Source organism: Streptomyces sp. AM25 (assembly GCF_058146165.1).
Window position 1 is genome coordinate 100,083 of the sequence record NZ_JBKIWN010000010.1, and the last position, 24,252, is coordinate 124,334.

At 71.4% G+C, this 24,252-nt stretch carries 22 protein-coding genes; 13 read left to right on the top strand and 9 right to left on the bottom strand.

Features of this window, described 5'->3' with window-relative positions; translation table 11 throughout:
- Positions 1–25: 25 nt before the first annotated feature.
- Positions 26–502, top strand: a complete 477-nt coding sequence (locus ACLHRZ_RS15485; RefSeq protein WP_490418999.1) for a hypothetical protein — start codon at positions 26–28, stop codon at positions 500–502.
- Positions 503–595: 93 nt separating this feature from the next.
- Entirely contained in the window at positions 596–1,156 is a 561-nt protein-coding gene (locus tag ACLHRZ_RS15490) for a bacterial proteasome activator family protein (RefSeq protein WP_490419000.1), read from the top strand.
- Positions 1,157–1,227: 71 nt separating this feature from the next.
- Here the strand turns inward: ACLHRZ_RS15490 and ACLHRZ_RS15495 are convergent, their stop codons facing one another.
- Positions 1,228–2,883: a Stk1 family PASTA domain-containing Ser/Thr kinase gene (locus ACLHRZ_RS15495; RefSeq protein WP_490419001.1), complete on the bottom strand. Its 1,656-nt coding sequence runs from the start codon at positions 2,881–2,883 to the stop codon at positions 1,228–1,230.
- A 329-nt stretch (positions 2,884–3,212) separates the two neighbouring features.
- On the opposite strand from ACLHRZ_RS15495, the gene ACLHRZ_RS15500 reads away from it, so the two are divergent.
- Entirely contained in the window at positions 3,213–4,814 is a 1,602-nt protein-coding gene (locus ACLHRZ_RS15500) for a protein kinase domain-containing protein (RefSeq protein WP_490419002.1), read from the top strand.
- A 77-nt stretch (positions 4,815–4,891) separates the two neighbouring features.
- Here ACLHRZ_RS15500 and ACLHRZ_RS15505 read toward each other — a convergent pair whose 3' ends face one another.
- The 3 genes from ACLHRZ_RS15505 to ACLHRZ_RS15515 form a co-directional block, all read right to left on the bottom strand.
- Positions 4,892–5,932, bottom strand: coding sequence for a phosphotransferase (locus ACLHRZ_RS15505; protein ID WP_490419003.1), 1,041 nt, complete (start codon positions 5,930–5,932; stop codon positions 4,892–4,894).
- 15 nt (positions 5,933–5,947) lie between these two features.
- The gene (locus tag ACLHRZ_RS15510; protein ID WP_490419004.1) at positions 5,948–6,406 is read right to left on the bottom strand and encodes a pyridoxamine 5'-phosphate oxidase family protein; all 459 of its coding nucleotides are present in this window, start codon (positions 6,404–6,406) and stop codon (positions 5,948–5,950) included.
- An 84-nt stretch (positions 6,407–6,490) separates the two neighbouring features.
- Entirely contained in the window at positions 6,491–7,150 is a 660-nt protein-coding gene (locus ACLHRZ_RS15515) for a response regulator (protein ID WP_490419160.1), read from the bottom strand.
- 348 nt (positions 7,151–7,498) lie between these two features.
- Between ACLHRZ_RS15515 and pdhA the strand changes: the two genes are divergently transcribed.
- The 6 genes from pdhA to ACLHRZ_RS15545 all read left to right on the top strand — a co-directional run bounded on the left by pdhA (position 7,499) and on the right by ACLHRZ_RS15545 (position 14,163).
- On the top strand, positions 7,499–8,674 hold the full coding sequence (gene pdhA, locus ACLHRZ_RS15520) for a pyruvate dehydrogenase (acetyl-transferring) E1 component subunit alpha (RefSeq protein WP_490419005.1): 1,176 nt from the start codon (positions 7,499–7,501) through the stop codon (positions 8,672–8,674).
- 2 nt (positions 8,675–8,676) lie between these two features.
- Entirely contained in the window at positions 8,677–9,657 is a 981-nt protein-coding gene (locus ACLHRZ_RS15525) for an alpha-ketoacid dehydrogenase subunit beta (protein WP_490419006.1), read from the top strand.
- 20 nt (positions 9,658–9,677) lie between these two features.
- A complete protein-coding gene (locus ACLHRZ_RS15530; protein ID WP_490419007.1) occupies positions 9,678–11,087 on the top strand; it encodes a dihydrolipoamide acetyltransferase family protein in 1,410 nt (469 codons plus the stop codon).
- A 172-nt stretch (positions 11,088–11,259) separates the two neighbouring features.
- Positions 11,260–12,102 carry a helix-turn-helix transcriptional regulator gene (locus ACLHRZ_RS15535; protein ID WP_490419008.1) on the top strand — a complete coding sequence of 281 codons (843 nt, stop codon included), beginning with the start codon at positions 11,260–11,262 and terminating at the stop codon, positions 12,100–12,102.
- A gap of 82 nt (positions 12,103–12,184) precedes the next feature.
- Complete coding sequence (locus ACLHRZ_RS15540) at positions 12,185–12,844, top strand: GntR family transcriptional regulator (protein WP_490419009.1); 660 nt, start codon at positions 12,185–12,187, stop codon at positions 12,842–12,844.
- Positions 12,841–14,163 carry an MFS transporter gene (locus ACLHRZ_RS15545; RefSeq protein WP_490419010.1) on the top strand — a complete coding sequence of 441 codons (1,323 nt, stop codon included), beginning with the start codon at positions 12,841–12,843 and terminating at the stop codon, positions 14,161–14,163. Before ACLHRZ_RS15540 ends, ACLHRZ_RS15545 begins: the two co-directional genes overlap by 4 nt.
- 13 nt (positions 14,164–14,176) lie before the next feature.
- Here ACLHRZ_RS15545 and ACLHRZ_RS15550 read toward each other — a convergent pair whose 3' ends face one another.
- Entirely contained in the window at positions 14,177–15,007 is an 831-nt protein-coding gene (locus ACLHRZ_RS15550) for a maleylpyruvate isomerase family mycothiol-dependent enzyme (protein ID WP_490419011.1), read from the bottom strand.
- Positions 15,008–15,115: 108 nt separating this feature from the next.
- Here ACLHRZ_RS15550 and ACLHRZ_RS15555 point away from each other — a divergent pair, with 108 nt between their 5' ends.
- Both ACLHRZ_RS15555 and ACLHRZ_RS15560 read left to right on the top strand, forming a co-directional pair.
- Positions 15,116–15,895, top strand: a complete 780-nt coding sequence (locus tag ACLHRZ_RS15555; RefSeq protein ID WP_490419012.1) for a carbon-nitrogen family hydrolase — start codon at positions 15,116–15,118, stop codon at positions 15,893–15,895.
- A 46-nt stretch (positions 15,896–15,941) separates the two neighbouring features.
- Entirely contained in the window at positions 15,942–17,738 is a 1,797-nt protein-coding gene (locus ACLHRZ_RS15560; RefSeq protein WP_490419013.1) for an NHL domain-containing thioredoxin family protein, read from the top strand.
- Positions 17,739–17,762: 24 nt separating this feature from the next.
- On the opposite strand, the gene ACLHRZ_RS15565 is transcribed toward ACLHRZ_RS15560, so the two are convergent.
- From ACLHRZ_RS15565 to ACLHRZ_RS15575, 3 genes are all read right to left on the bottom strand, one after another.
- Positions 17,763–18,398: a DUF4232 domain-containing protein gene (locus ACLHRZ_RS15565; protein WP_490419014.1), complete on the bottom strand. Its 636-nt coding sequence runs from the start codon at positions 18,396–18,398 to the stop codon at positions 17,763–17,765.
- A 12-nt stretch (positions 18,399–18,410) separates the two neighbouring features.
- A complete protein-coding gene (locus ACLHRZ_RS15570; protein ID WP_490419015.1) occupies positions 18,411–19,733 on the bottom strand; it encodes a M18 family aminopeptidase in 1,323 nt (440 codons plus the stop codon).
- A gap of 82 nt (positions 19,734–19,815) precedes the next feature.
- Entirely contained in the window at positions 19,816–21,642 is a 1,827-nt protein-coding gene (locus ACLHRZ_RS15575) for an acyl-CoA dehydrogenase (protein WP_490419016.1), read from the bottom strand.
- Positions 21,643–21,773: 131 nt separating this feature from the next.
- Between ACLHRZ_RS15575 and ACLHRZ_RS15580 the strand changes: the two genes are divergently transcribed.
- Positions 21,774–22,226, top strand: a complete 453-nt coding sequence (locus ACLHRZ_RS15580) for an SseB family protein (RefSeq protein WP_336410223.1) — start codon at positions 21,774–21,776, stop codon at positions 22,224–22,226.
- 7 nt (positions 22,227–22,233) lie between these two features.
- On the opposite strand, the gene ACLHRZ_RS15585 is transcribed toward ACLHRZ_RS15580, so the two are convergent.
- Positions 22,234–23,169, bottom strand: a complete 936-nt coding sequence (locus tag ACLHRZ_RS15585) for a trypsin-like serine peptidase (protein ID WP_490419017.1) — start codon at positions 23,167–23,169, stop codon at positions 22,234–22,236.
- Between the two features lie 119 nt (positions 23,170–23,288).
- Between ACLHRZ_RS15585 and ACLHRZ_RS15590 the strand changes: the two genes are divergently transcribed.
- Positions 23,289–24,239: a pirin family protein gene (locus ACLHRZ_RS15590; RefSeq protein WP_490419018.1), complete on the top strand. Its 951-nt coding sequence runs from the start codon at positions 23,289–23,291 to the stop codon at positions 24,237–24,239.
- The last annotated feature ends 13 nt before the right edge of the window (positions 24,240–24,252 follow it).

The following is a 24,252-nucleotide window of genomic DNA, read 5'->3' on the forward strand; positions in this document are numbered from 1 at the left end:
CCGTGCGGGGGTGAGGGTGGGAGTGATGCGACTCCTGCGAAGGGCGGTGGCGGCCGTGTGGATTGCCGGGGCCCTGGCCGGGCTGGCCATGGCGGTGCCGGGGGTGCTCATACCGGTCGTACCGGCGTCCGACGCCCTCTCCGGGCCGTCGCCGACGCCCTCTCCGACGGTGCCGTCCACCACGACCGTCTTCCCCTCGCCGCCCGCACCCGGCCGGCGGCTCGCCGGGACCGTGGCCGGGGAGGGCCGCCCGCACCCCGGCCGGGCCGACACGGCCGGGCCACAGCGCTCCGCCCCGCGGCCCTCGCACGCGGCGCCGATCGTGCCGCCCGTGCGCGAGGAGCCGGGCCCCGTGCGCGGGGCCTCGCACGGCCCGGGACCTGCGGCGGCGGGGCGGCCGGAGCCCGCGGAGCGGGTGATACGCGTGCTGCCGCTCGGCACCGGCATGGCGCTGACGGGCCTGGGTCTGGGATTCATCGCCTGGCGGCTGCGGAGGCAGTAGCGGGGGAGCGCACGCCCCGCGCAAGGAAGCGGTGGATCAGGCGTGTACGGGGGCATCACCAGGGGGAAATCACCTGTGCGAGAGAATGGCGGCATGGATATGCCGAGGAATGAACGGTCGCAGGAGAGCCCGCACGTTCTGGTCGTAGGCCCGGACGGCATGGCTCTCGGCAGCGCCAGCCCCGGCGGCGGGGAGGGCGACGACGAGTCGCGCGAGGTCCCGGTGACGGAGATGGTCGAGCAGCCCGCCAAGGTCATGCGCATCGGCAGCATGATCAAGCAACTGCTGGAGGAAGTGCGCGCCGCGCCTCTGGACGAGGCGAGCCGCGTCCGGCTCAAGGAGATCCACCACAGCTCCGTCAAGGAGCTCGAGGACGGCCTCGCCCCCGAGCTCGTCGAGGAGCTGGAGCGGCTGTCCCTGCCGTTCACGGACGAGACGATTCCGACCGAGGCCGAACTGCGCATTGCGCAGGCCCAGTTGGTGGGCTGGCTGGAGGGCCTCTTCCACGGCATCCAGACGACGCTGTTCGCCCAGCAGATGGCCGCCCGCGCCCAGTTGGAGCAGATGCGGCGCGCCCTGCCCGCCGGTGTCCTCGACGACGAGGAGCACGACATCCAGCAGCACGGCGGCGCCCGCTCGGGCCCGTACCTGTAGGAGCAACGGAAGAGGGGCCCCTTGCCGAACCGGCAAGGGGCCCCTCTTCCGTTGGTGACGGCGACCGGTGCTTACGACGCCGGGTCGCCCGTCGACACCGTCAGCACGAACTGCGCGCTCTTCGGGTCGAACGGGTCGCCCGCCTCGGGCGACTGGGTCATCACGGTGCCCTTGCCCCAGGTGTTCTCGTTGACCGGGTCCACGCGGTACTTCCAGCCGGCGGCCTGCAGGCACTCCTTCACGGAGTCGACGTACAAGTACTTGAAGTCCGGAGCGGTCTTCTTCGTCTTGTCGTTGTAGGCGTCGTAGGCCTGCGTGCACTTCTCCTTGTCGATGGTCTTCGACTTGTCGCCGTCCTTGTGCTTGGACTGCGCGCCGCCGCCACCGCCGCCGGAGGTGCTGCCCTGGCCGCCCGTGCCGCCGGGGGCGACCGGTGCGTTGGACGACTTGCCGCCGTCGGCCTGGTCGTTCTTGTTGTTGTCCCGGCCGTTGAGGGCGATGGCGGCGATCACGCCGACGACCGCCAGGACCGCGACCACGGCCGAGCCGATGAGGACCGGCTTGTTGCTCCTGCCGCTGCCGGCGGGGGCCGGCGCGGGGGCCGGCGTCGAGTAGGCGGGCGCCGGAGGCCGGTAGCCGCCCTGGGCGGCCGGCGGCGGGGTGGACGGGCTGCCGTAGCCGCCGTACGGGTTCTGCACGGCAGGCTGCGGCTGGTACGGCGTCTGGACGGCCTGCGGGCCGGGCGCCGGCATCTGGCTGTCCACGGGCGGGAAGACGGCGGAGCCGACGCCCGCACCGCTGCGGGCCGGCGGGCCGCCCGCGATGATGATCGGCGAACCGGTCGCCTGGGCCGCCCCGGCCACCCGGGCGCATTCGTCGCGCATGGCCTCGGCGCTGGGGAAGCGCTCGTTCGGGTTCTTCTTCAGCGCGCGCAGCACCAGCGCGTCGACGGCCGGCGGGATCGACCGGTTGATCGTGGAGGGCGCGACCGGCTCCTCCTGGACGTGCGCGTAGGCGATGGCCAGCGGCGAGTCCGCGTCGAAGGGCAGCCGGCCGGTCAGCAGCTCGAAGAGCATGATGCCGACCGAGTACAGGTCGCTGCGGGCGTCCACGCCGCGGCCCAGCGCCTGCTCGGGCGAGAGGTACTGCGGGGTGCCGACGACCATGCCGGTCTGCGTCATCGACGTCACGCCGGACTGCATGGCGCGGGCGATGCCGAAGTCCATGACCTTGACCACATTGCGCTTGGTCATCATCACGTTGCCGGGCTTGATGTCCCGGTGGACCAGGCCCATCTCGTGGCTGACCTCGAGCGCCGCCAGCACATCGGCCGTGATCTTGAGCGCCTTGTCGGCCGGCATCGCGCCGTACTGGGCGACGTCGGCGTCGAGCACCGAGCGCAGCGGCTTGCCCTCGATGTACTCCATGACGATGTACGGCATCGTCGAGCCGTCCAGCTCGTCCTCGCCGGTGTCGAAGACCGAGACGATGTTGGTGTGCGTGAGCTTGGCCACGGCCTGCGCCTCGCGGCGGAAGCGCTCGCGGAAGGAGGCCTCGCGGCCCAGCTCGGTATGAAGGGTCTTGATGGCCACGTGCCGGTCGAGCACACTGTCGTGGGCGAGGTGCACGGAGGCCATGCCGCCTTCGCCGAGCAGGTCGCGGAGCTGGTAGCGGCCACCGCCGACCGTGCGTCCCGCGTACCGGCCGTGTGCGCCGTCCTGGCTCATGGTGTTGCTTCCCCCTCGGCGCACTGTGCACTGTCTGTAACCGGTGACGGTGGCGTACGAGCCGGTCCATCGCTGTGTTCCGGCTGTTCTTCGACGTATCCCGGCCAAGTCTGCCGCAGGGCGCGGGCACGTCAAGCCGCGTGCCCGTTCCGTGACCGGATGCGCGACAAGCCGTCACGGGATTTGCCTTGTTAGGGACGGTACGGGTTTGATGGCCGGTCCATCCCGGACCGGTGCACGCTGCGGAACCTGTAGCGTGGACTGGCGGAAGACCGTATTGCCCCGCGCATCGCCCCCACGCGAGCGGCCAGAGACGACGGCGAGGACTGATGGCACAGACGCAGAGCGACCAGGGTCCCGGCGACCCTGGCGCCAACGGGGGCGGAATGCCCGATGTGCCGGAAATGTGGGGCAATGGTGGGCTGGTCGGCGACGGCCGCTACCGCCTGACCCACCGGCTCGGCCGCGGCGGCATGGCCGAGGTCTTCGCCGCCGAGGACGTCCGCCTCGGCCGCACGGTCGCGGTGAAGCTGCTCCGCGCCGACCTCGCCGAGGACCCGGTCTCCAAGGCCCGCTTCACCCGCGAGGCACAGTCGGTCGCCGGTCTGAACCACCACGCCGTGGTCGCCGTCTACGACTCCGGCGAGGACACCGTCGGCCGCAACGTCGTGCCGTACATCGTCATGGAGCTGGTCGAAGGCCGCACCATCCGCGACCTGCTGCTCAACGCCGAGGCGCCGCCGCCGGAGCAGGCCCTGATCATCGTCTCCGGGGTGCTGGAGGCGCTGGCCTACAGCCACCAGCACGGCATCGTCCACCGCGACATCAAGCCCGCCAACGTGATCATCACGAACAACGGCGCGGTCAAGGTCATGGACTTCGGCATCGCCCGCGCCCTGCACGGCGCGGCGTCCACCATGACCCAGACCGGCATGGTCATGGGCACCCCGCAGTACCTCTCGCCCGAGCAGGCCCTCGGCAAGACCGTCGACGCCCGCTCGGACCTCTACGCCACCGGCTGCCTGCTCTACGAACTGCTGTCGCTGCGCCCGCCGTTCACCGGCGAGACCCCGCTCTCGGTCGTCTACCAGCACGTCCAGGACAACCCCGTCCCGCCGTCGCAGGTGCTCGGCAGCGTGCCGCCGGAGCTCGACGGCCTCGTCATGCGCTCCCTCGCCAAGGACCCGGACGACCGGTTCCAGAGCGCCGAGGAGATGCGCGGGCTGGTCCAGTACGCCCTGCAGATGCTGCAGGACGCGGGCAGCCACACGGGAGCCTGGAACACCGGTCCCGTCGACCACGCGACCGCGGCCACCCAGGTCATCAACGGCATGGGCATGGGGGCCACCACGGCCATGCCGCACCCGCAGCACGGCGACACCTCGCAGCAGCCGATCCTGCCGCGGCGCCCCGGCGACAACGGCGGCTTCGACGGCTACGGGGGCGGCGGCCAGGGCGGCCGCGGCTCCGGCGGCGGCAAGGGGAAGGCGGCGCTGGTCGCCGCGGTGATCGTGATCATCGTGGCGCTGGGCGGCTTCTACGTGGTCCAGTCGATGGGCAAGAAGACGGGCGGCAACAACAGCCCGGACACGAAGGTCTCCCAGTCCAACTCCCCGAGCACCGAGCCGAGCCAGTCCCCCGAGAAGCGCCTCACGCCCAGCCCCAACCGCAACCCTCACACGGGCAACGACAACAGCGACTGGGGCGACTCGACCGACGACGGCGAGCCGTCGACCGAGCCGAGCCGGCATCGCTCGCGCTACCCGAGCACGGACCCGTCGGCGAACCCGTCCCCCGACACGCCGTCCCAGAAGCCCTCGCCCAACCCGTCGGGCGGCGACGACAAGCCGTCGCCCAACCCGTCGGGCCACGGCGGCAGCACCGGCGGTGGCGACACCTCCGGCACCGTCCAGGGCACCACCGGCCACTAGGCGCTCCGCGGGGAGTGCAGTGCGTCGGCTGCGGGCCGTCCGTGGCCGGTCGCGCAGTTCCCCGCGGTCACGAGACGTCAGTCGGTGAACGCCGCGCCGACCGCCTCGTACGTGCGGGTCCACCACACGGCCAGCGCCGCCGACGCCGGGAAACCGGGGTCGGCGCGGTGGTCGCCCAGCTGGTAGCGCCAGCGCAGCATCCAGAAGTCGTTCAGGCGCTCCCACCACACCCGGTGCACGGCCGCGCCGAGCTCCGCCGCGTCCGCGCCGGTGGCCCGGCGGTAGGCGCGCGCGTACGGCCGCACCTTCGCGAGGTCCAGGGTGCCGTCCGGGCGCACGTAGAAGATCACGGCGGCCCGGACCGCCTCCTCGGCGCGCGGCTGGACGCCCAGCCGGTCCCAGTCGACGATCGCGGCGGGCTCGGCGCCCCGGTAGAGCAGGTTCAGCGGGTGGAAGTCGCCGTGCACCCAGCCGCGGGCCGGGACGGCGGCCGCGCCGGGGCGCCGGTGGGCGTGCTGCTCCAGCAGGTCGCGGCGCTCGACGAGCCGGTGTTCGGCCAGTTCGTCGAAGGCGTCCCGGGGCCGGCGGCGCACAAGGGCCAGGAGATCCTCGATGAGGGCGTAGGTGTTCTCCGGGTCGGCCGCGGCGTCCGGAGCCTCTCCAGCGGCCGTACAGGCCCGCTCAGGGCCCTCCATGACCTCCTCCAGGCACGTGTGCACGTGGCCGAGCAGCGCGCCGAGCCGGTGGGACTGGCCGGCGGTGAGCTCGCCGCCGTCGCGGTGCCGCCCGTCGATCCAGGGGTGCAGGGCGTAGCAGCGGCCGCCGAGGACGGTCAGGGTGGAGCCCTCGGAGTCGGCGACGGGCGGGACGACGGGCAGGCCGAGGGCGCCCAGCCGGCGGGTCGCCTCGTGCTGGCGGGCGATGGCGGCCTCGTCGCCGTCCAGGTGGTGCTTGAGGAAGAAGCGGCCGCGGGTGGTGGAGAGCCGGTAGCCGCGGTTGAGGAGCCCCTCGGTGAGCGTCTCGCAGGAGACCGGCTCGCCGGCGTCGCCGTAGCGGCGCAGCAGGGTGCACAGGGTGCCGCCGTCGGGTGGGGCAGGGGTGACAAGTGAGCGCGGCACGCCCCAAATGTTAGATCACGCTGAGTGTGCGGGCCGTCGCGCGGGTACGCCTTCGAGGTGGTGCAGGGTGATGAACTGGGGTTCTATGCACAGGTATTCAGGCGCGAAGGGCACGTCGTCCGCGAACCGTGGTGCGGGGCCGAAGAGTTCGAGCTCCGCCGGTCCCGGCACGAAGCGCCGTGCCGTGCCGACGAACTGCACGGTCCAGACGGTCTCTTCGCCGTCCTCGCGGTCGCCGATGTTGTCGGCGGCGTAGGCGACGACACTGCCGTCGCAGGCCTGCGCGTACCCGAAGCCCCCGTGCAGCCGCAGCAGCACCCGGCCGTCGTCGACGACGTGCCGGGCGACGGTGACGAAGGGAAGCGCGCGCAGGGTGACGGACACCCGGCCGTACGGGGTGCGGCCGAGCAGTTCGAGCGCCCGGTAGGCGTCGCCGTCGTGCGCGCGGTGGGCGCCTGTGGGGACGGAGGACATGGTCACCACTCTGCCGGTCGGTCCCGCGGTGCCATAGGGGCACCCGCCCCTTCGGCACAGGGTCTTTGGTCCCTGATCCGGCTTTCAGCCCTTTCCGGCCTGCAGGCGGGCCACGTAGGCCGCCGCCTGGGAACGCCGTTCCATGCCCAGTTTGGACAGCAGGCTGGAGACGTAGTTTTTGATCGTCTTCTCGGCCAGGTGCAGCCGTTCGCCGATCACGCGATTGGTCAGGCCCTCGCCGATGAGATCCAGAATGCGCCGTTCCTGTTCGGTCAGCGAGGCCAGCCGGTCGTCCCCCTTGGGGTCCTTGCCGTCGCGCAGCCGTTCCAGCACCCGGGCCGTCGCCACCGGGTCGAGCAGGGATTTCCCGGCCGCCACGTCCCGTACGGCGGAGAGCAGCTCATTGCCGCGAATGGCCTTGAGGACATAGCCCGCGGCACCGGCCACGATCGCGTCGAAGAGGGCTTCGTCGTCGGCGTACGAGGTGAGCATCAGGCATTTGATGCTCTCGTCCTGAGAACGGATCTCACGGCATACTTCGACTCCGCTGCCATCCGGAAGACGGACGTCCAGTACGGCGACGTCCGGCCGGGTGGCGGGAATGCGCACCAGTGCATCCGCGGCGGTGCCGGCCTCTCCCACGATCTCGATGTCCTCCTCGACGGAGAGGAGCTCGTGGACGCCGCGACGGACGACTTCGTGGTCGTCCAGCAGAAATACCGTGATTTTTCCTTCTTCGCGCACGCTGACAGTCTCACACATCGACTCTTCCCCTGCTCTTGTCCTCCGGGATAACGTGCCCCCGTTCCGGCAGTGCGCAAGGCTGTGACCAGGGGAGGCGCCCCACTTTCTCGATTTACTTGGAAATCCAAGCAAAATCGCAGGTCAGAGGGGTTTCGCAGGAATGCGGTCCGCTGGGTAACGTGCTTATTGCAGGCCATTCGCCGGGGCGCCTGTCACGCCCGGTTCCGGCCTCGGCACACCCACCCCGTGTGCCTCGGGCGGCCGGGCGAGCCTCCCCCTGTCTCACGGCGGGGGGACTTCCCTCCGGCCGCCGGCGACCCCGGGGGCCGGACAGACGGAGGAGCACACGTGACCGTGGACAGCACTGCCGCGCGCAAGCCGCGACGCAGCAGCAGCAAGCGAGCCGGGGGCAAGAAGCCGGCCGACGGGCCGGGGCAGGAGCCGGAGCTCGTCCAGCTGCTGACGCCGGAGGGCGTACGGGTCGAGCACCCGGACTACTCCATCGAACTGTCGCCCGCGGAACTGCGTGGTCTGTACCGGGACATGGTGCTGACCCGCCGGTTCGACGCCGAGGCGACCACCCTGCAGCGGCAGGGCGAACTCGGCCTGTGGGCCTCGCTGCTGGGCCAGGAGGCCGCCCAGATCGGCTCCGGCCGCGCGACCCGCGACGACGACTACGTCTTCCCGACCTACCGCGAGCACGGCGTCGCCTGGTGCCGCGGGGTCGACCCGACCAACCTCCTGGGCATGTTCCGCGGCGTGAACAACGGCGGCTGGGACCCCAACGAGAACAACTTCCACCTCTACACGATCGTCATCGGCTCGCAGGCGCTGCACGCGACCGGTTACGCGATGGGCATCGCGAAGGACGGGGCGGACTCGGCCGTCATCGCGTACTTCGGCGACGGCGCGTCCTCGCAGGGCGACGTGGCCGAGGCGTTCACCTTCGCGGCCGTCTACAACGCGCCGGTGGTGTTCTTCTGCCAGAACAACCAGTGGGCCATCTCCGAGCCCACCGAGAAGCAGACCCGCGTGCCGCTCTTCCAGCGCGCCCAGGGCTACGGCTTCCCCGGCGTGCGCGTGGACGGCAACGACGTCCTGGCCGTGCTCGCCGTGACCAGGGCGGCGCTGGAGCGCGCCCGCACCGGCGAAGGCCCCATGCTCATCGAGGCGTTCACCTACCGGATGGGCGCCCACACCACCTCCGACGACCCGACGAAGTACCGCCGGGACGAGGAGCGCGAGCAGTGGGAGGCCAAGGACCCGATCCTGCGCCTGCGGACGTACCTGGAGAGCGAGGGCCACGCCGACGAGGCCTTCTTCGCGGAGCTGGAGACCGAGAGCGACGCGCTCGCCAAGCGGGTGCGCGACACCGTGCGCACCATGCCCGACCCGGACGACATGGCGATCTTCGAGAACATCTACGCCGACGGACACGCCCTGGTGGACGAGGAGCGGGCCCAGTTCGTCGCGTACCAGGCCCAGTTCGCGCAAGAGGAGCAGCACTCCGGGATGGGGAACTGACCATGAGCATCGAGAAGCTCTCGATCGCCAAGGCGATCAACGCCTCCCTGCGCACCGCCCTGGAGACGGACCCGAAGGTCCTCGTCATGGGCGAGGACGTCGGCAAGCTCGGCGGCGTCTTCCGGGTCACCGACGGCCTGCAGAAGGACTTCGGCGAGGACCGGGTGATCGACACCCCGCTCGCGGAGTCGGGCATCGTCGGCACCGCGATCGGTCTTGCGCTGCGGGGCTACCGCCCGGTGGTGGAGATCCAGTTCGACGGTTTCGTCTTCCCGGCCTACGACCAGATCGTCACGCAGCTGGCGAAGATGCACGCCCGCGCCCTGGGCAAGATCAAGCTGCCGGTCGTCATCCGCATCCCCTACGGCGGTGCGATCGGTGCGGTGGAGCACCACAGCGAGTCGCCGGAGGCGCTGTTCGCGCACGTGGCCGGTCTGAAGGTCGTGTCGCCGTCCAACGCGGCGGACGCGTACTGGATGATGCAGCAGGCCATCCAGAGCGACGACCCGGTCATCTACTTCGAGCCCAAGCGCCGCTACCACGACCGCGCCGAGGTCGACACGGAGGCCATCCCGGGCCCGCTGCACGCCGCGCGCACCCTGCGCTCCGGCACGGACCTGACGCTGGCCGCGTACGGGCCGATGGTCAAGACCTGCCTGGAGGCCGCGGCGGCGGCCGAGGAGGAGGGCAAGTCCCTGGAGGTGCTGGACCTGCGGTCGATCTCACCGGTCGACTTCGACGGCATCCAGGCGTCCGTGGAGCGCACGCGCCGCCTGGTCGTGGTCCACGAGGCCCCGGTCTTCTTCGGATCCGGCGCGGAGATCGCCGCCCGGATCACCGAGCGCTGCTTCTACCACCTGGAGGCCCCCGTCCTGCGGGTCGGCGGCTACCACGCGCCGTACCCGCCGTCGCGGCTGGAGGACGAGTACCTGCCCGGACTGGACCGGGTGCTCGACGCCGTCGACCGCGCACTGGCGTACTAGGGCCGAGGAGATTCGTGACGATGACTGCCAGCAATCAGCGTTTCCGCGAGTTCAAGATGCCGGACGTGGGCGAGGGGCTCACCGAGGCCGAGATCCTCAAGTGGTACGTGAACGTGGGGGACACGGTCTCCGACGGTGACGTGGTGTGCGAGGTCGAGACGGCCAAGGCGGCCGTCGAACTGCCCGTCCCCTTCGACGGCGTGGTCCACGAACTGCGCTTCCCGGAGGGCACGACGGTCGACGTCGGCAAGGTGATCATCTCGGTGGACACCGACCCCCAGGCGGGGCCCGCCGAGGCTCCCACGGCTCCCGCACAGGCCGCCGCTCCGGCCGCGGAGGAGCCGGAGCCGGCCGGCCGGCAGGCCGTGCTCGTCGGCTACGGGGCCGCGCCGTCCTCGACGAAGCGCCGCCCGCGCAAGGCGGCCGGCTCCGCCGGCTCCGCCTCGGTCGCCGCCGCGGTGCAGGCCGAGCTGAACGGGCACGCCGGGACGGCTGCGGCTGTGGCGCCCGCCCCCGTGGCACCCGCCCCCGTGGCGGCCCCGGTGGCCGCGCGGCCGTTGGCCAAGCCTCCGGTGCGCAAGCTCGCCAAGGACCTGGGCATCGACCTGGCGACCGTGACCCCGACCGGGCCCGACGGGATCGTCACCCGCGAGGACGTGCACGCCGCCGCCCGGCCCGCCGCGGCACCGGCCGTGGAGGCGGCCCCCGCCGAGGCACCCGCGTCCGCGGCACGCGAGACCCGGATCCCGGTCAAGGGGGTGCGCAAGGCGACCGCGCAGGCCATGGTGGCCTCAGCGTTCACCGCCCCGCACGTCACCGAGTTCGTCACCGTCGACGTCACCCGCACCATGAAGCTCGTCCAGGAGCTCAAGGCCGACCCCGAGATGGCCGGTCTGCGGGTCAACCCGCTGCTGCTGGTCGCCAAGGCCCTGCTCGTGGCGATCAGGCGCAACCCCGACGTCAACGCCGCCTGGGACGAGGCCAACCAGGAGATCGTCCGCAAGGACTACGTCAACCTCGGCATCGCCGCCGCCACCCCGCGCGGCCTGATCGTGCCCAACATCAAGGAGGCCCAGGCCAAGACGCTCCCCGAGCTGTCCCGCGCCCTGGCCGACCTGGTGGCCACCGCCCGCGAGGGGAGGACGAGCCCGGCGGACATGCAGGGCGGCACGGTCACGATCACCAACGTCGGCGTCTTCGGCGTCGACACCGGCACGCCCATCCTCAACCCCGGCGAGTCCGCGATCCTCGCCCTCGGCGCGATCAAGCTCCAGCCGTGGGTCCACAAGGGCCGGATCAAGCCCCGCCACGTCACCACCCTGGCGCTGTCCTTCGACCACCGCCTCGTCGACGGCGAGCTCGGCTCCAGGGTCCTCGCCGACGTCGCGGCGGTCCTGGAGCGCCCGAAGCGCCTCATGACCTGGGGCTGATCAGTACAGGACAAGGGGCCCGGATACTCTCTCCTCACCCCCCCTCCAGTGAGGAGAGAGTGCGGCATCCGGGCCCCTCGTCCGCATGCGGAGCGGCCTACGGGAACCCACACTGGTCAGATGCGGGAACAGCCCGTGCGGGCAAATTAACCGAGGAAGACCGACACTTGCAGTGTCGGAATTGGAGGCCGCATTGGAGCCCGCGGTGGACCGTGACGGCGGGGAATCCATCAGCCGTCTGCTCCGCGCCTGGCGGGCCCGTGTCGACGCCCGGAACCTGCCCGAGCTGCGCGGGGTCTTTCCCCGGCCGGGGCGGCGGCTGTCGCAGAAACACGTGGCCCGCATGACCGGCGTGAGCGAGGGCTGGTACCGGGCGCTGGAGGCCGGAAGGCGCCAGGACTTCTCGGAGAATTTTCTGCTGCGCGTCGCCGAGGCGCTGCGGCTGAGTGATGCCGAAACGCTGACGCTCTTCGTGGCCGTCACCGGCCGGCGCCCTCCGGAATTCGGCCGCTGCCGCCGGGATTTGCCGCCGGGTGTCCAGGCGCTGCTGGAACAGCAGGTCTCCTATCCCGCCTATCTGTCCGACGGCGCCTGGAACATCGTCGCGGCCAACTCCCTCATGGGCGAGTGGTTCCCGTGGGCGCTGCGGCCCGAGGCGAATCTGATGCGCTGGACGCTGCTGGACCCCGAGGCGCGGGAGCAGATGCTCGACTGGGAGGACAGCTGTGCGCGCGTCTACCTCGCCATGCTGCGCGTCGCCTCCAACAGCAACCCCGGCAACACCGAACTGCACGGCCTCGTCCGGGAGATCCTCGCCGCCGACGCGGACTGCCGGCGCATCTGGGCCGAGGAGTACGACGTCGTCGAGCACCGGGACGGGCATGTCTTCCGGCTGCGCCTGCCGTACCACGGCGGGGCGGAGGTGCGGGTGACGTCGCATGTGCTGCTGCCGATACAGCGGCCCGATCTGCGGTTCGTGTTCATCACGCCGCTGGAGGGGTGGGCGGGTATCTAGGGGCGCACGGCGCCACCCCATGCGCCGCCCATATTCCGGACACGCTCTGACCACGCATCCTTGTTGTATCTATGCTGTGCGCATGTCGCCCGTCACCGCCGCCGTCAGACGTCCCCCCGCCGCCGAACGCGTCTACACGCACGTCAAGGACGCCGTCCTGCACCGCCGTTACGAAGGCGGCACGCTGCTCACCGAAGGTGATCTGGCCGAGGCCGTGGGGGTGTCGAGGACACCCGTGCGCGAGGCGCTGCTGCGGCTGGAGGCCGAGGGGCTGCTCAAGCTCTACCCGAAGAAGGGGGCCCTCGTGCTGCCCGTGTCCGCACAGGAGATCGCGGATGTGGTGGAGACCCGGCTGCTCGTCGAGAAGCACGCGGCCGCCAAGGCCGTCCCCGCCCCGCCCGCGCTCGTCGCGCGCCTGGAGGAGCTCGTCGACGACATGCGCACCCAGGCCGCCGCGGGCGACCTGGCCGCCGTCTCCGTCAGCGACCGCGCCTTCCACGCCGAGATCGTGCGCAGCGCGGGCAACCGGATCCTGTCGGGCCTGTACGAACAGCTCCGCGACCGCCAGCTGCGGATGGGCGAGGCCGTGATGCACGCGCACCCCGACCGCATCGCCAAGAACATCGCCGAGCACACCGAGATCCTCGACGCGCTGCGCGCCGGCGACGCCGAGGCCGCGATCCGGGTCGTCGACCGGCACGTCGGCTGGGTGGGCAACCTCGCCCGCGGAGAGGCCCGATGAGCACGCGCACGGGTGCGGGCGGCGGCACCGGCTCCATATCCCTGCCCGGCGACCCCCCGGGCGGTCGCCGGGCGCTGACGGTCTGGGGAATCGGCGTCGCGGTCTACTTCGTCGCCATCATCTTCCGCACGAGCCTGGGCGTCGCCGGCATCGACGCGGCAGCCCGCTTCCACATCAACTCCTCGGCCCTGTCCACCTTCTCCATCCTCCAGCTGCTCGTCTACGCGGGCATGCAGATCCCCGTCGGCGTGATGGTCGACCGGCTGGGCACCAAGAAGGTGCTGGCCCTCGGCGTCGTCCTGTTCACCGCAGGCCAGTTCGGCTTCGCGCTCTCGCACTCGTACGCCGCCGCCCTGGCCTGCAGGGCGCTGCTCGGCTGCGGCGACGCGATGACGTTCATCAGCGTGCTGCGGCTGGGCGCGCGCTGGTTCCCCGCCCGGCACGGGCCGATGATCGCGCAGGTCGCCGCGCTGTTCGGGATGGCGGGCAACCTCGTCTCGACCGTCGTCCTCGCACGGCTGCTGCACAGCGCGGGCTGGACCGCCACCTTCGCCGGCAGCGCGGCCGCGGGCGTGCTCGTCCTCGTGCTGATGCTGCTGTTCCTCAAGGACCACCCCGAGGGCCACGAGCCGCCGGCCGGTCCCCCGGCGGGCAAGGGGTTCGTACGCCGGCAGATCGCGCTGGCCTGGCGCGAACCGGGGACCCGGCTGGGCCTGTGGGTGCACTTCACCACGCAGTTCCCGGCGATGGTGTTCCTGCTGCTGTGGGGGCTGCCGTTCCTGGTGGAGGCCGAGGGGCTCTCGCGGGGCACGGCCGGGATGCTGCTGACGCTGGTGGTGCTGGTGAACATGGCCGTCGGCCTCGTCTACGGGCAGGTCATCGGCCGCCACCACGCGGCCCGGCTGCCGCTCGCCCTCGGCACGGTCGCGGCAACGGTCCTGCTGTGGGCGGCCGTTCTGGCCTGGCCGGGGCACGCGCCCATGTGGCTGCTGGTGACGCTGTGCTCGGTGCTGGGGGCCTGCGGACCGGCCTCGATGATCGGCTTCGACTTCGCCCGGCCCGCCAACCCGCCCGAGCGCCAGGGCACCGCCTCCGGCATCGTCAACATGGGCGGATTCACCGCCTCGATCACCACCCTGCTGGCGGTGGGCATCCTGCTGGACGCCACCGGCGAGGACTACCGGGCCGCCTTCTCCTCGGTGTTCGTCCTCCAGGCGCTGGGCCTCTACCGGATCCTGCGCCTGCGCGGCCGGGCCCGGCAGCGCGAACGCGAGCGCATCGTGGCCTCGCGCGTGGAGACGGTGCACGTACCGGCGTGAGGGGGCGGTCCGCTCACGGCGTGACCGCGAACTCCCGCAGGATCGCGGCCGCCAGCGCCTGATCGCCCTCCACCTTGATGCGGTCGGCGACGGCCTCGGCCCGCACCCGGCCGCACGCCAGCCGGACGAACAGCTCCCAGTCCATTGCGAACCCCACCGTCGGCCCCAGGGCGATGCTGCTGTCGATCGTGGCCCTGCCCTGCGGGCCGACCCGCACCGTCTGCAGGAACTCCACCGCGCCGTGCACGTCGAGGGCGATCGTCGAACCCGGCTTCGCCTCCGCCTCCTCGGCCACCACCTTCGGCAGCGCCCGCAGCAGGAAGTCCCGCGCGAGCAGCGCACCCGGGGAGTCCAGATTCCCCGGCACACCGAGCGCCCTGCGCAGATCCTGCTCGTGCACCCACACGTCGAAGGCCCGTGTCGTCAACGTCCGTTCGAGACTCGCCTCGTTGCCGCTGCCGAGCGGCCAGCGCACCACCGCATTCGGCGAACGCATCTCGTTGCGCAGCTGCCGCGCCCGCCGGATGACCGTGTACTCCAGCTCGGAGGTCATCTCCAGCGCCGTGTGGCAGCGCCGCACGTCGACCTGCACCTCGATGTACCGCGAGAACTCGTCGGTGACGTGGTACAGATCGCGCGGCAGGGTGTGAATGGGCCGTGGTTCTCCCAGCATTTCGCATTCGACGCCGATGATGTGCGACACCACGTCGCGCACGGACCACCCCGGGCATTCGGTGCGCAGGTTCCAGTCGTTCTCGGCGAGCGGTTTCACCAAGTCGCCGACGGCTTCGATGGAGTGGGTCCAGGCGTCGATGGCGGGCTGAAGACTCGGGTGCACGGTCACGTGGATCCCTCGGCGGTACTGGAGCGCGGGCGGGGCAAGTGCTGTCTGGGTGCTCTCCCGTTAAGTTACGCTGCGCACGGTCAACTCGGCAGAGGAATGGTGGGTACGGTGCGCGCCTCCGTGATGCAGATGAAGGTCGATCCGGCCGAATCCGTGGCGGCACGCCGCGAACGTGCCGCGGAGCTCGTGCGGGCCCGGCACGGCAGCGACCTGGTGGTGCTCCCCGAACTGTGGACCGTGGGCGCGTTCGCGTACGAGTCCTTCGCGGCGGAGGCCGAAAGCCTCGACGGCCCCACGGCCGAGGCGATGTCGCGGGCCGCCCGCGACACGGGCGTCTGGCTGCACGCGGGCTCGATCGTCGAGAAGGCCCCCGACGGTTCGCTCTACAACACCTCCCTCGTCTTCTCCCCCGACGGCGAACTCGCCCGCACCTACCGCAAGATCCACCGCTTCGGCTTCGACCGCGGTGAGGCGGTCCTGATGAGCGCCGGCAGCGAGATCGTCACCGTCCCCACGCCGGAGGCCACGCTCGGCCTGGCGACCTGCTACGACCTCCGCTTCCCCGAACTCTTCCGCGCCCTGACCGACGCGGGCGCCGAGATCCTCGTCGTCCCCGCGGGCTGGCCGGCCCGCCGCCGCGAGCACTGGAGGCTGTTCGCCCGCGCCCGCGCGGTCGAGGACCAGTGCTACGTCCTGGCGTGCGGCACCGCGGGCACCCATGCGGACGTGCAGCAGGCGGGCCACAGCATGGTGGTCGACCCCTGGGGCACGGTCCTCGCGGAGGCGGGCGAGGACGAGGAGGTCCTGACGGTGGACCTCGACCTGGCGACGGTGGCGAAGACGCGGGCGGACTTCCCGGCGCTGAAGGACCGCGTCATCGGACGTTAATGATTCGGGGGGAAGCGATTCCGCTTCCGTGCTGTTGGATGAAGGCATGGCAAACCGTGCACGCGTCCGCGCCCCCGAACCGACCGGCAAAGGCGGCTGGCTCAACACCGGCGGCAACGCCCTGAGCCTGGCCGACCTCCGAGGCCGCATCGTCATCCTCGACTTCTGGACGTTCTGCTGCGTGAACTGCCTGCACGTCCTGGACGAGCTCCGCGAGCTGGAGGAGAAGCACCGCGACACCGTGGTGATCATCGGCGTCCACTCGCCGAAGTTCGTCCACGAGGCCGATCACCAGGCCGTTGTCGACGCCGTCGAGCGCTACGAGGTGCACCACCCCGTCCTGGACGACCCCGAGCTGGCGACCTGGAAGCAGTACGCGGTGCGGGCCTGGCCGACCCTGGTCGTGATCGACCCCGAGGGCTACGTCGTCGCGCAGCACGCGGGCGAGGGCCACGCCCACGCGCTGGCCGCGCTGGTCGAGGAACTGGAGACCGAGCACGCCGCCAAGGGCACCCTGCGGCGCGGCGACGGCCCCTACGTGGCGCCCGAGCCGCAGGCCACGGACCTGCGCTTCCCGGGCAAGGCGGTCGTGCTGCCCGCCGGCACCTTCCTGGTCTCCGACTCCACCCGGCACCAGCTCGTCGAGCTGGAGGCCGACGGCGAGACCGTCGTGCGCCGCATCGGCAGCGGCGAGCGCGGCTTCGGGCCGGAGAGCTTCAGCGAGCCGCAGGGGCTCGCGCTGCTGCCGGACGGCAAGGTCCTCGTGGCCGACACGGTCAACCACGCGCTGCGCACGTACGACCCGGAGACGGGCGAGGTCGTGACCGTCGCAGGGACCGGCCGGCAGTGGATGCAGGGGCAGCCGACCTCCGGGCCCGCCCGCGAGGTCGCGCTCTCGTCCCCCTGGGACGTGGCCTGGTGGGCGGACCGCGTCTGGATCGCCATGGCCGGCGTCCACCAGCTGTGGACGTACGACCCCGCGACCGGGACCGTCGCCGTCGCGGCCGGCACCACCAACGAGGGCCTGGTGGACGGGCCCGCGGACGAGGCCTGGTTCGCCCAGCCGTCCGGACTGGCCGCGGCCGGGGACCGGCTGTGGCTGGCCGACTCGGAGACGTCCGCGCTGCGGTACGTCGAGCGCGACGGCGACGGCTTCGCCGTACGGACGGCCGTCGGCACCGGCCTCTTCGACTTCGGGCACCGGGACGGGGACGCCGCGCAGGCGCTGTTCCAGCACCCGCTGGGCGTCACCGCCCTGCCGGACGGCTCGGTGGCCGTCGCGGACACGTACAACCACGCGCTGCGCCGCTACGACCCCGCCACGGGCGAAGTCACCACGCTGGCCACCGACTTGCGGGAGCCGTCGGACGCGGTGCTCGTCGGCGACGACATCGTCGTCGTGGAGTCCGCCCGGCACCGGCTGACCCGGCTGCGGCTGCCGGAGGAGGCGGTCCGCGTCGAGGCGGTGGCGCACCGCACACAGCGGGCCGCGACGGACATCGCGCCGGGGCGCCTGCACCTCGACGTCGTCTTCCAGGCCCCGGCGGGCCAGAAGCTGGACACGCGCTACGGCCCGTCCACACGGCTGCTCGTCTCCGCCACCCCGCCGGAACTCCTGGCGGAGGGCGCGGGTGCGGGCACGGACCTGCAGCGCGACCTGGTGCTTGCGGACGGGGTGACGGAGGGCGTGCTGCACGTCTCCGCGATGGCGGCGTCGTGCGACGACGACCCGGAGAACGAATACCCGGCGTGCCACATGCACCAGCAGGACTGGGGGGTGCCGGTACGGGTCGTTGCCGGGGGCGCGGGGCGGTTGCCGCTGGTGCTGGCGGGTATGGCGTAGGCCTGCGGCCTGCGGCCCGCCCCGTCACCACTTCAGCGCCGCACCCTCGCTCTCCACCCAGTAAGTCCCCTTCGCCGAGTCGTCCACGTGCAGCGCCCCGCCCGGCAGGGCGGGAACGGACGGATCCCCGTCCACCGGATCCCCGTTCGGCGTCTGGAAGGACACCGACAGCTTCTTCACGTCCCGCCCCTTGCCGCCGGAGGCATCCGCGGCCGACGCCGTCACCCCGGCGTACACCGCCTTCCCCGGCGCCACCTTCAGCGCCGCCCCCGGCTTGCTCTCCTCCGTCACCCCGGCCGTCGCCTGGTCCTGGTCGAAGCGGAGGAAGGGGAAACCGTACGCGGTGCACTCCTTCTTGCCGGTGTTGGTGGCGACCAGCAGCACGTGGTTCACGGGCGATCGAACCGCCTTCGCCTCCACCTTCATCTGCGCCGGGGTGCACGCGTCCCCGGTCGCCTGCGGCGACGACTTGGCGTCGTCGTCCGCCTCGTCACCGCCGTCGCTGCCCTCGTCGTCGGGGCTCGCCGACTGCTCCGCGGCGTCGCCCTTGGCGGTGTCCGAACCGTCCTTGCTGCCGCCGCCGCAGGCGGTGAGGGACAGGGCGGTCACAGCGGCAAGCGCAGCGGCGGCGGCCGCCCTGCGCGCGGTGCGCGTGGTCATGGTGCGTTCCCCTCAGCCTTCGAGGAAGGCCGTCAGTGCGGATGCGAGCAGGTGCGGATCCTCCGCGCCGCACAGTTCGCGCGCGGAGTGCATGGAGAGGATGGCCACGCCGATGTCGACGGTGTGGATGCCGTGCCGCGCGGCCGTGATGGGGCCGATGGTGGTGCCGCAGGCGACGGAGTTGTTGGAGACGAAGTGCTGCCACGGCACGCCGGCGCGTTCGCAGGCCGCGGCGAAGACGGCCCGGCCGCTGCCGTCCGTGGCGTACCGCTGGTTGACGTTGACCTTGAGGATCGGGCCCTTGTTGGGCAGCGGGTGGTGCCCGGGCTCGTGCCGCTCGGAGTAGTTGGGGTGCACGGCGTGACCGGTGTCGGAGGACAGGCAGACCGAACCGGCGAGCGCCCGCGCCCGGTCCTCGAACGTGCCGCCGCGCGCCAGGACCGAGCGTTCCAGGACGTTGCCGAGCAGCGGCCCTTCCGCACCGGTGTCGGACTGGCTGCCGTTCTCCTCGTGGTCGAAGGCGGCGAGCACCGGGATGCAGGGCAGCGAGGACGAGCCGGCCGCGGCGATGAGCGCGGCGAGGCCGGCGTGGACGGACAGCAGGTTGTCCATCCGCGGCCCGGCGACCAGTTCGCGGTCGCGGCCGAGGTAGGCGGGGGCCTCCACGCTGTGGACCATCAGGTCCCAGCCGCCGATCTCCTGCGCGTCGACGCCGGCCTCCTCGGCGACGAAGCGGATCAGATCGCCCTCGGCCACCTCGCCCAGACCCCAGATCGGGGTCATGTGACGCTGCTTGTCGAGCTTGAGGCCTTCCTGGTTGACCGACCGGTCGAGATGCACGGCCAGTTGGGGCACGCGCAGCAGCGGGCGGTCGACGTGGACGAGCCGGTGGCTGCCTCCCCCAGACTTCGTCTGGGAGGTGCCCCCATCACGCAGAGTAATACGGCCGGACAGGCCGAGGTCGCGGTCGAGCCAGGTGTTGAGCAGCGTGCCGCCGTAGATCTCCACGGCCACCTGCCGCCAGCCCTGCGCGCCGGTGTCGGGCAGCGGCTTGACGCGCAGGTTGGGGGAGTCGGTGTGCGCGCCGACGATCCGGAACGGGGTGGCCGGGGTGGCCCCCTCCGGCACGTACCACGCGATGAGCGCGCCGCCCCGCAGCACGAACCTGCCGCCGGCCGCGGCGTCCCACGCCTCCGTCTCCGCGACCTGGCGGAAACCCGCCTTCTCCAGCCGCTCGGCGGCGTTGGCCACCGCGTGGTACGGGGACGGGCTTGCGGCGAGGTAGGACATCAGGTCATCGGTGTGGCCGCGGTCGAAGCGGTGCGCAGAGCTCATGGCCTCAGGATAAGGATCAGGGCAAGGGCCGGGCGGCCTTTCGGCGCCCGGCCCTTGCCCGTTCGACAGTGTCCGCGCGTGGTTAGAACGCGGCCTCGTCCAGCTCCATCAGCGACTGGTCGACCGACTCGGCCAGCGTCCGCTCGACGGCCAGGGCCGGCAGCACGGTGCGGGCGAAGAACTTCGCCGCGGCCACCTTGCCCTGGTAGAAGGCCTTGTCCTTGGAGGAGGCGGAGGGCAGCTTCCCGGCGGCCACCGCGGCGCCCTTGAGGAGCAGGTAGGCGACGACGACGTCACCCGAAGCCATCAGCAGGCGGGTGGTGTTGAGGCCCACCTTGTAGATGGACTTCACGTCCTGCTCGGTGGCGGCGAGGTCGGTCAGCATCGCGCCGACGATCCCCTCCAGGTCGACCGCGGCCTTGGCGAGCTGCTCGCGGGCCTCGGCCAGGTCCTCGCCGCCGGCGGCCTCGGCGAGGAACTTCTTGATCTCCTCGGAGAGGGTGGTCAGCGCCTGGCCCTGGTCGCGGACGATCTTCCGGAAGAAGAAGTCCTGGCCCTGGATGGCCGTGGTGCCCTCGTAGAGGGTGTCGATCTTCGCGTCGCGGATGTACTGCTCGATCGGGTACTCCTGCAGGTACCCGGAGCCGCCGAAGGTCTGCAGCGACTGGGCCAGCTGCTCGTAGGACTTCTCGGAGCCGTAGCCCTTGACGATCGGCAGCAGCAGGTCGTTGAGGCCGTGCAGCGCCTTGGCGTCCTCGCCCGCGGCCTCCTTGACCATGATCTCGTCCTGGACCGTGGCCGTGTAGAGGACGAGGGCGCGCATGCCCTCCGCGTACGCCTTCTGCGTCATCAGCGCGCGGCGCACGTCGGGGTGGTGCGTGATGGTGACCTTGGGCGCGGCCTTGTCGGTGAAGGCGGCCAGGTCCGGGCCCTGCACGCGCTCCTTGGCGTACTCCAGGGCGTTGAGATAGCCGGTGGAGAGGGTGGCGATGGCCTTCGTGCCGACCATCATCCGGGCGAACTCGATGATGCGGAACATCTGGCGGATGCCGTCGTGCTTCTCGCCGATGAGCCAGCCCTTGGCGGGGTGCTTGTCGCCGAAGGTCATCTCGCAGGTGTTGGAGGCCTTCAGGCCCATCTTGTGCTCGACGTTGGTGGCGTAGACGCCGTTGCGCTCGCCCAGCTCGCCGGTCTCGAAGTCGAACTCGTGCTTCGGCACGAGGAAGAGCGAGAGGCCCTTGGTGCCCGGGCCGTGGCCCTCGGGGCGGGCGAGGATGTAGTGGAGGATGTTCTCCGACATGTCGTGCTCACCGGAGGTGATGAAGCGCTTCACGCCCTCGATGTGCCAGGAGCCGTCCTCCTGCTGCACGGCCTTGGTGCGGCCGGCGCCCACGTCCGAGCCGGCGTCCGGCTCGGTGAGGACCATGGTGGAGCCCCACTGCTTCTCCACCGCGATCTTCGCGATGTGCTTCTGCTGCTCCGTGCCCTCCTCGAAGAGGATGCCGGCGAATGCAGGGCCGGAGGCGTACATCCAGATCGCGGGGTTGGAGCCGAGGATGGCCTCCGCGTACGCCCAGATCAGCGAGCGCGGCGAGGTGGTGCCGCCGATCTCCTCCGGGATGCCCAGACGCCACCACTCGGCGTCCATGTACGCCTGGTAGCTCTTCCTGAACGCGGCCGGCACCGGCGCGGTGTTGGTCTCCGGGTCGAAGACCGGCGGGGTGCGGTCGGTGTCCGCGAAGGACGCGGCCAGCTCGTTCTCCGAGAGGCGGGTGAGCTCCGACAGGACGCTCTTCGCGGTCTCGACGTCCATCTCTGCGAACGGGCCGCTGCCGTACGCCTTGTCGCGGCCGAGTACCTCGAAGAGGTTGAACTCGATGTCGCGAAGATTCGACTTGTAGTGGCCCATGACAGACGGCTCCGTAAGAGACGGGAGGTGCGATCCTCTGTGCGTACCGGTCAGTAAGCAGCATGATGCTACCCGTCGGTAATAAGGCGCAAGACCCGATCGCCCAACTGTGACTCGTTACGCTTTGGCCCATGTACGGCTACGACCAGAATGCGGGAGCCCAGGGTTACGCCCCGCCGCAGCAGCCCGGCGGCTACGGCGAACAGCCGCTCTACCCCGAGCCGTCGCCGCCGTCCCTGGCCGACGCGGTGCGTGCCTTCACCACGGGCCAGATGTCCGCAGAGGACTTCCAGACGGTGTTCTCCGGTTCCAAGGTCTACTGCCCGCGCGGCGAGAACCCCGGTTTCCTCGCGCTGCACAACACCCAGCAGCCGGTGATCCCGATGTTCAGCTCGCTGAAGGAGCTGCGGCGGTACGCGGGCAAGGAGTCCAAGTACTTCGTGATCACGGGCGCCGAGGTACTCGATCTGCTGCCGACCGGGTACGGGTTCGTCCTCGACATGGAGGGGGATCACCGGATGGTGTTCGATGCGAAGTCGGTGGAACAGATGGTGGACTTCGCGATGCGGCGGATGTACGGCTGAGCGCCGTCTAGGCGGTTGCCCGCTGGTACAGCGCCTTCACTGCCGGGCCGAAGTACGAGCTGTACGACGTCTCGTCGTCACCGCCCTCGTCCTTCCCGCCCAGGACGCCGTCGACCGTACCGAGCCCGGTGGCGGCGTCCACGTCCGTGAGGATCGGGCTCCCGCTCGTCCCGTTCGGCAAGCCCTCGCAGTCGAAGCGCAGCTGCGTCGGGCCCTCGGTGGTGGTCGTGTTCTGGCAGCCGAGCGGCTGCTCGCTGCCGCTCGGGTAGCCCAGCACCCGTGCCGGGCGGTGGACGGGCGGGTCGAAGCGGATCTGCTCCGCCCCCGTCACGCGCTCGATCTGCGCGTCGCCCTCCGTGCTGCGGACGTGGACGAACGCCACGTCGTAGTCCGGGTCCCGGGAGTCCGCCCACTGCGGGGCGACGTCGACGGAGGTGGGCACCCAGACCCCGTAGGGCGCCTGCCCGTCGTGGTAGCCGGGCACGAAGGCGATGTCCGTGCGGAAGCCGCCGGTGTGGACGCAGTGCGCGGCGGTGATCAGCAGATTGCCCGAGGGGCTGTGCACGACGCTCGCCGTGCAGCCGTGGTCCGGATCGCCCTGCCCGGTGTAGAACAGCGGCCCCACGGCCGGCGAGGGCGCCATGGCGGCCGCCTGCAGGGGGTCCGACGGGGACAGCGTCTCGGTGCGCATGCCGCGCGAGACAGGCTGTACGGGCTCCCGCGGCACGGTCGTACGGACCGCGGAGCGCATGGCCTGCGCCGATGCCGCGCTCAGCGCCGCGGGCTCCCGGTAGTGCCCGGCGGAGTCCCCTTCGGCGACCGGGGCGTCGGTCGCCGCCAGACCGCGGGTGGCCACCAGCAGGCCGATGACGGCCAGGGCCAGCACGGCGGCGGCGAGGGCGGCGTACCCGGCAGGGCCGGGGCCTCTGACGTTCAGGCGCATTGATCAAGTGTCCACCCTGGCGCTGTGAGCAGGCTGTGGCGGACCCAGGAATAACCCCGTCTTGCGGGTCGTTCACCATTCAACTAAATTGGAGGCGCAGAGACCCCGAGGAGGACGTCATGCCTGCAGTGACCGTCGAGAACCCGCTGACCCTGCCCCGCGTGTCCGCTCCCGCGGCGGCGCAGCAGCGACCGGTGCTGCATGTCGCCACCGCTCCCAGCGGCTTCGAGGGCGAGGGCTTCCCCGTCCGCAGGGCCTTCGCGGGGATCGACCACCGGTACCTCGACCCGTTCATCATGATGGACCAGATGGGTGAGGTGGAGTACGCCCCGGGCGAGCCCAAGGGCACCCCCTGGCACCCGCACCGCGGCTTCGAGACCGTCACCTACATCATCGACGGCACGTTCGTGCACCAGGACTCCCACGGTGGCGGCGGTGTCATCACCGACGGCGACACCCAGTGGATGACGGCGGGTTCCGGCCTGCTGCACATCGAGGCGCCGCCGGAGGCGCTGGTCATGTCGGGCGGTCTCTTCCACGGCCTCCAGCTGTGGGTGAACCTGCCCCGCAAGGACAAGATGATCGCGCCGAAGTACCAGGACATCCGGGGCGGCAGCGTCAAGCTGCTGGCCTCCGAGGACGGCGGTGCGCTCGTCCGCCTGATCGCCGGTGACATCGCGGGCCACGAGGGTCCGGGCGCGACGCACACCCCGATCACGATGATCCACATGTCGGTGAGTCCCGGCGCCTCGGTCACCCTGCCGTGGCGGAAGGACTTCAACGCCCTGGCGTACGGTCTCGCGGGCCTCGGCTCGGCGGGCGCGGAACGGCGCCCCTTCCGGATGGGTCAGACGGTCGTCTTCGGTGACGGCGACTCGCTCACGGTCCGTGCGGACGAGGCCCAGGAGTCCCGCAGCGAGAACCTCGAGGTCGTCCTGCTCGGCGGCCTGCCGATCCGGGAGCCGATGATGCACTACGGCCCGTTCGTCATGAACACCCATGCCGAACTGGCCCAGGCGTTTGAGGACTTCCAGGCCGGTCGGCTCGGCACCGTGCCCGCAGGCGAGTGAGCCTTCGGCTGCG

Bases quoted from the DNA above. Each gene is read 5' to 3' on its own strand.
- ACLHRZ_RS15500 (WP_490419002.1), top strand. From the start codon at position 3,213: ATGGCACAGACGCAGAGCGACCAGGGTCCCGGCGACCCTGGCGCCAAC.
- ACLHRZ_RS15590 (WP_490419018.1), top strand. From the start codon at position 23,289: ATGCCTGCAGTGACCGTCGAGAACCCGCTGACCCTGCCCCGCGTGTCC.
- ACLHRZ_RS15580 (WP_336410223.1), top strand. From the start codon at position 21,774: ATGTACGGCTACGACCAGAATGCGGGAGCCCAGGGTTACGCCCCGCCG.
- ACLHRZ_RS15575 (WP_490419016.1), bottom strand. From the start codon at position 21,642: ATGGGCCACTACAAGTCGAATCTTCGCGACATCGAGTTCAACCTCTTC.
- ACLHRZ_RS15570 (WP_490419015.1), bottom strand. From the start codon at position 19,733: ATGAGCTCTGCGCACCGCTTCGACCGCGGCCACACCGATGACCTGATG.
- ACLHRZ_RS15565 (WP_490419014.1), bottom strand. From the start codon at position 18,398: ATGACCACGCGCACCGCGCGCAGGGCGGCCGCCGCCGCTGCGCTTGCC.
- ACLHRZ_RS15530 (WP_490419007.1), top strand. From the start codon at position 9,678: ATGACTGCCAGCAATCAGCGTTTCCGCGAGTTCAAGATGCCGGACGTG.
- ACLHRZ_RS15560 (WP_490419013.1), top strand. From the start codon at position 15,942: ATGGCAAACCGTGCACGCGTCCGCGCCCCCGAACCGACCGGCAAAGGC.
- ACLHRZ_RS15495 (WP_490419001.1), bottom strand. From the start codon at position 2,883: ATGAGCCAGGACGGCGCACACGGCCGGTACGCGGGACGCACGGTCGGC.
- ACLHRZ_RS15510 (WP_490419004.1), bottom strand. From the start codon at position 6,406: ATGTCCTCCGTCCCCACAGGCGCCCACCGCGCGCACGACGGCGACGCC.
- ACLHRZ_RS15525 (WP_490419006.1), top strand. From the start codon at position 8,677: ATGAGCATCGAGAAGCTCTCGATCGCCAAGGCGATCAACGCCTCCCTG.
- ACLHRZ_RS15540 (WP_490419009.1), top strand. From the start codon at position 12,185: ATGTCGCCCGTCACCGCCGCCGTCAGACGTCCCCCCGCCGCCGAACGC.
- ACLHRZ_RS15585 (WP_490419017.1), bottom strand. From the start codon at position 23,169: ATGCGCCTGAACGTCAGAGGCCCCGGCCCTGCCGGGTACGCCGCCCTC.
- ACLHRZ_RS15545 (WP_490419010.1), top strand. From the start codon at position 12,841: ATGAGCACGCGCACGGGTGCGGGCGGCGGCACCGGCTCCATATCCCTG.
- ACLHRZ_RS15485 (WP_490418999.1), top strand. From the start codon at position 26: ATGCGACTCCTGCGAAGGGCGGTGGCGGCCGTGTGGATTGCCGGGGCC.
- ACLHRZ_RS15490 (WP_490419000.1), top strand. From the start codon at position 596: ATGGATATGCCGAGGAATGAACGGTCGCAGGAGAGCCCGCACGTTCTG.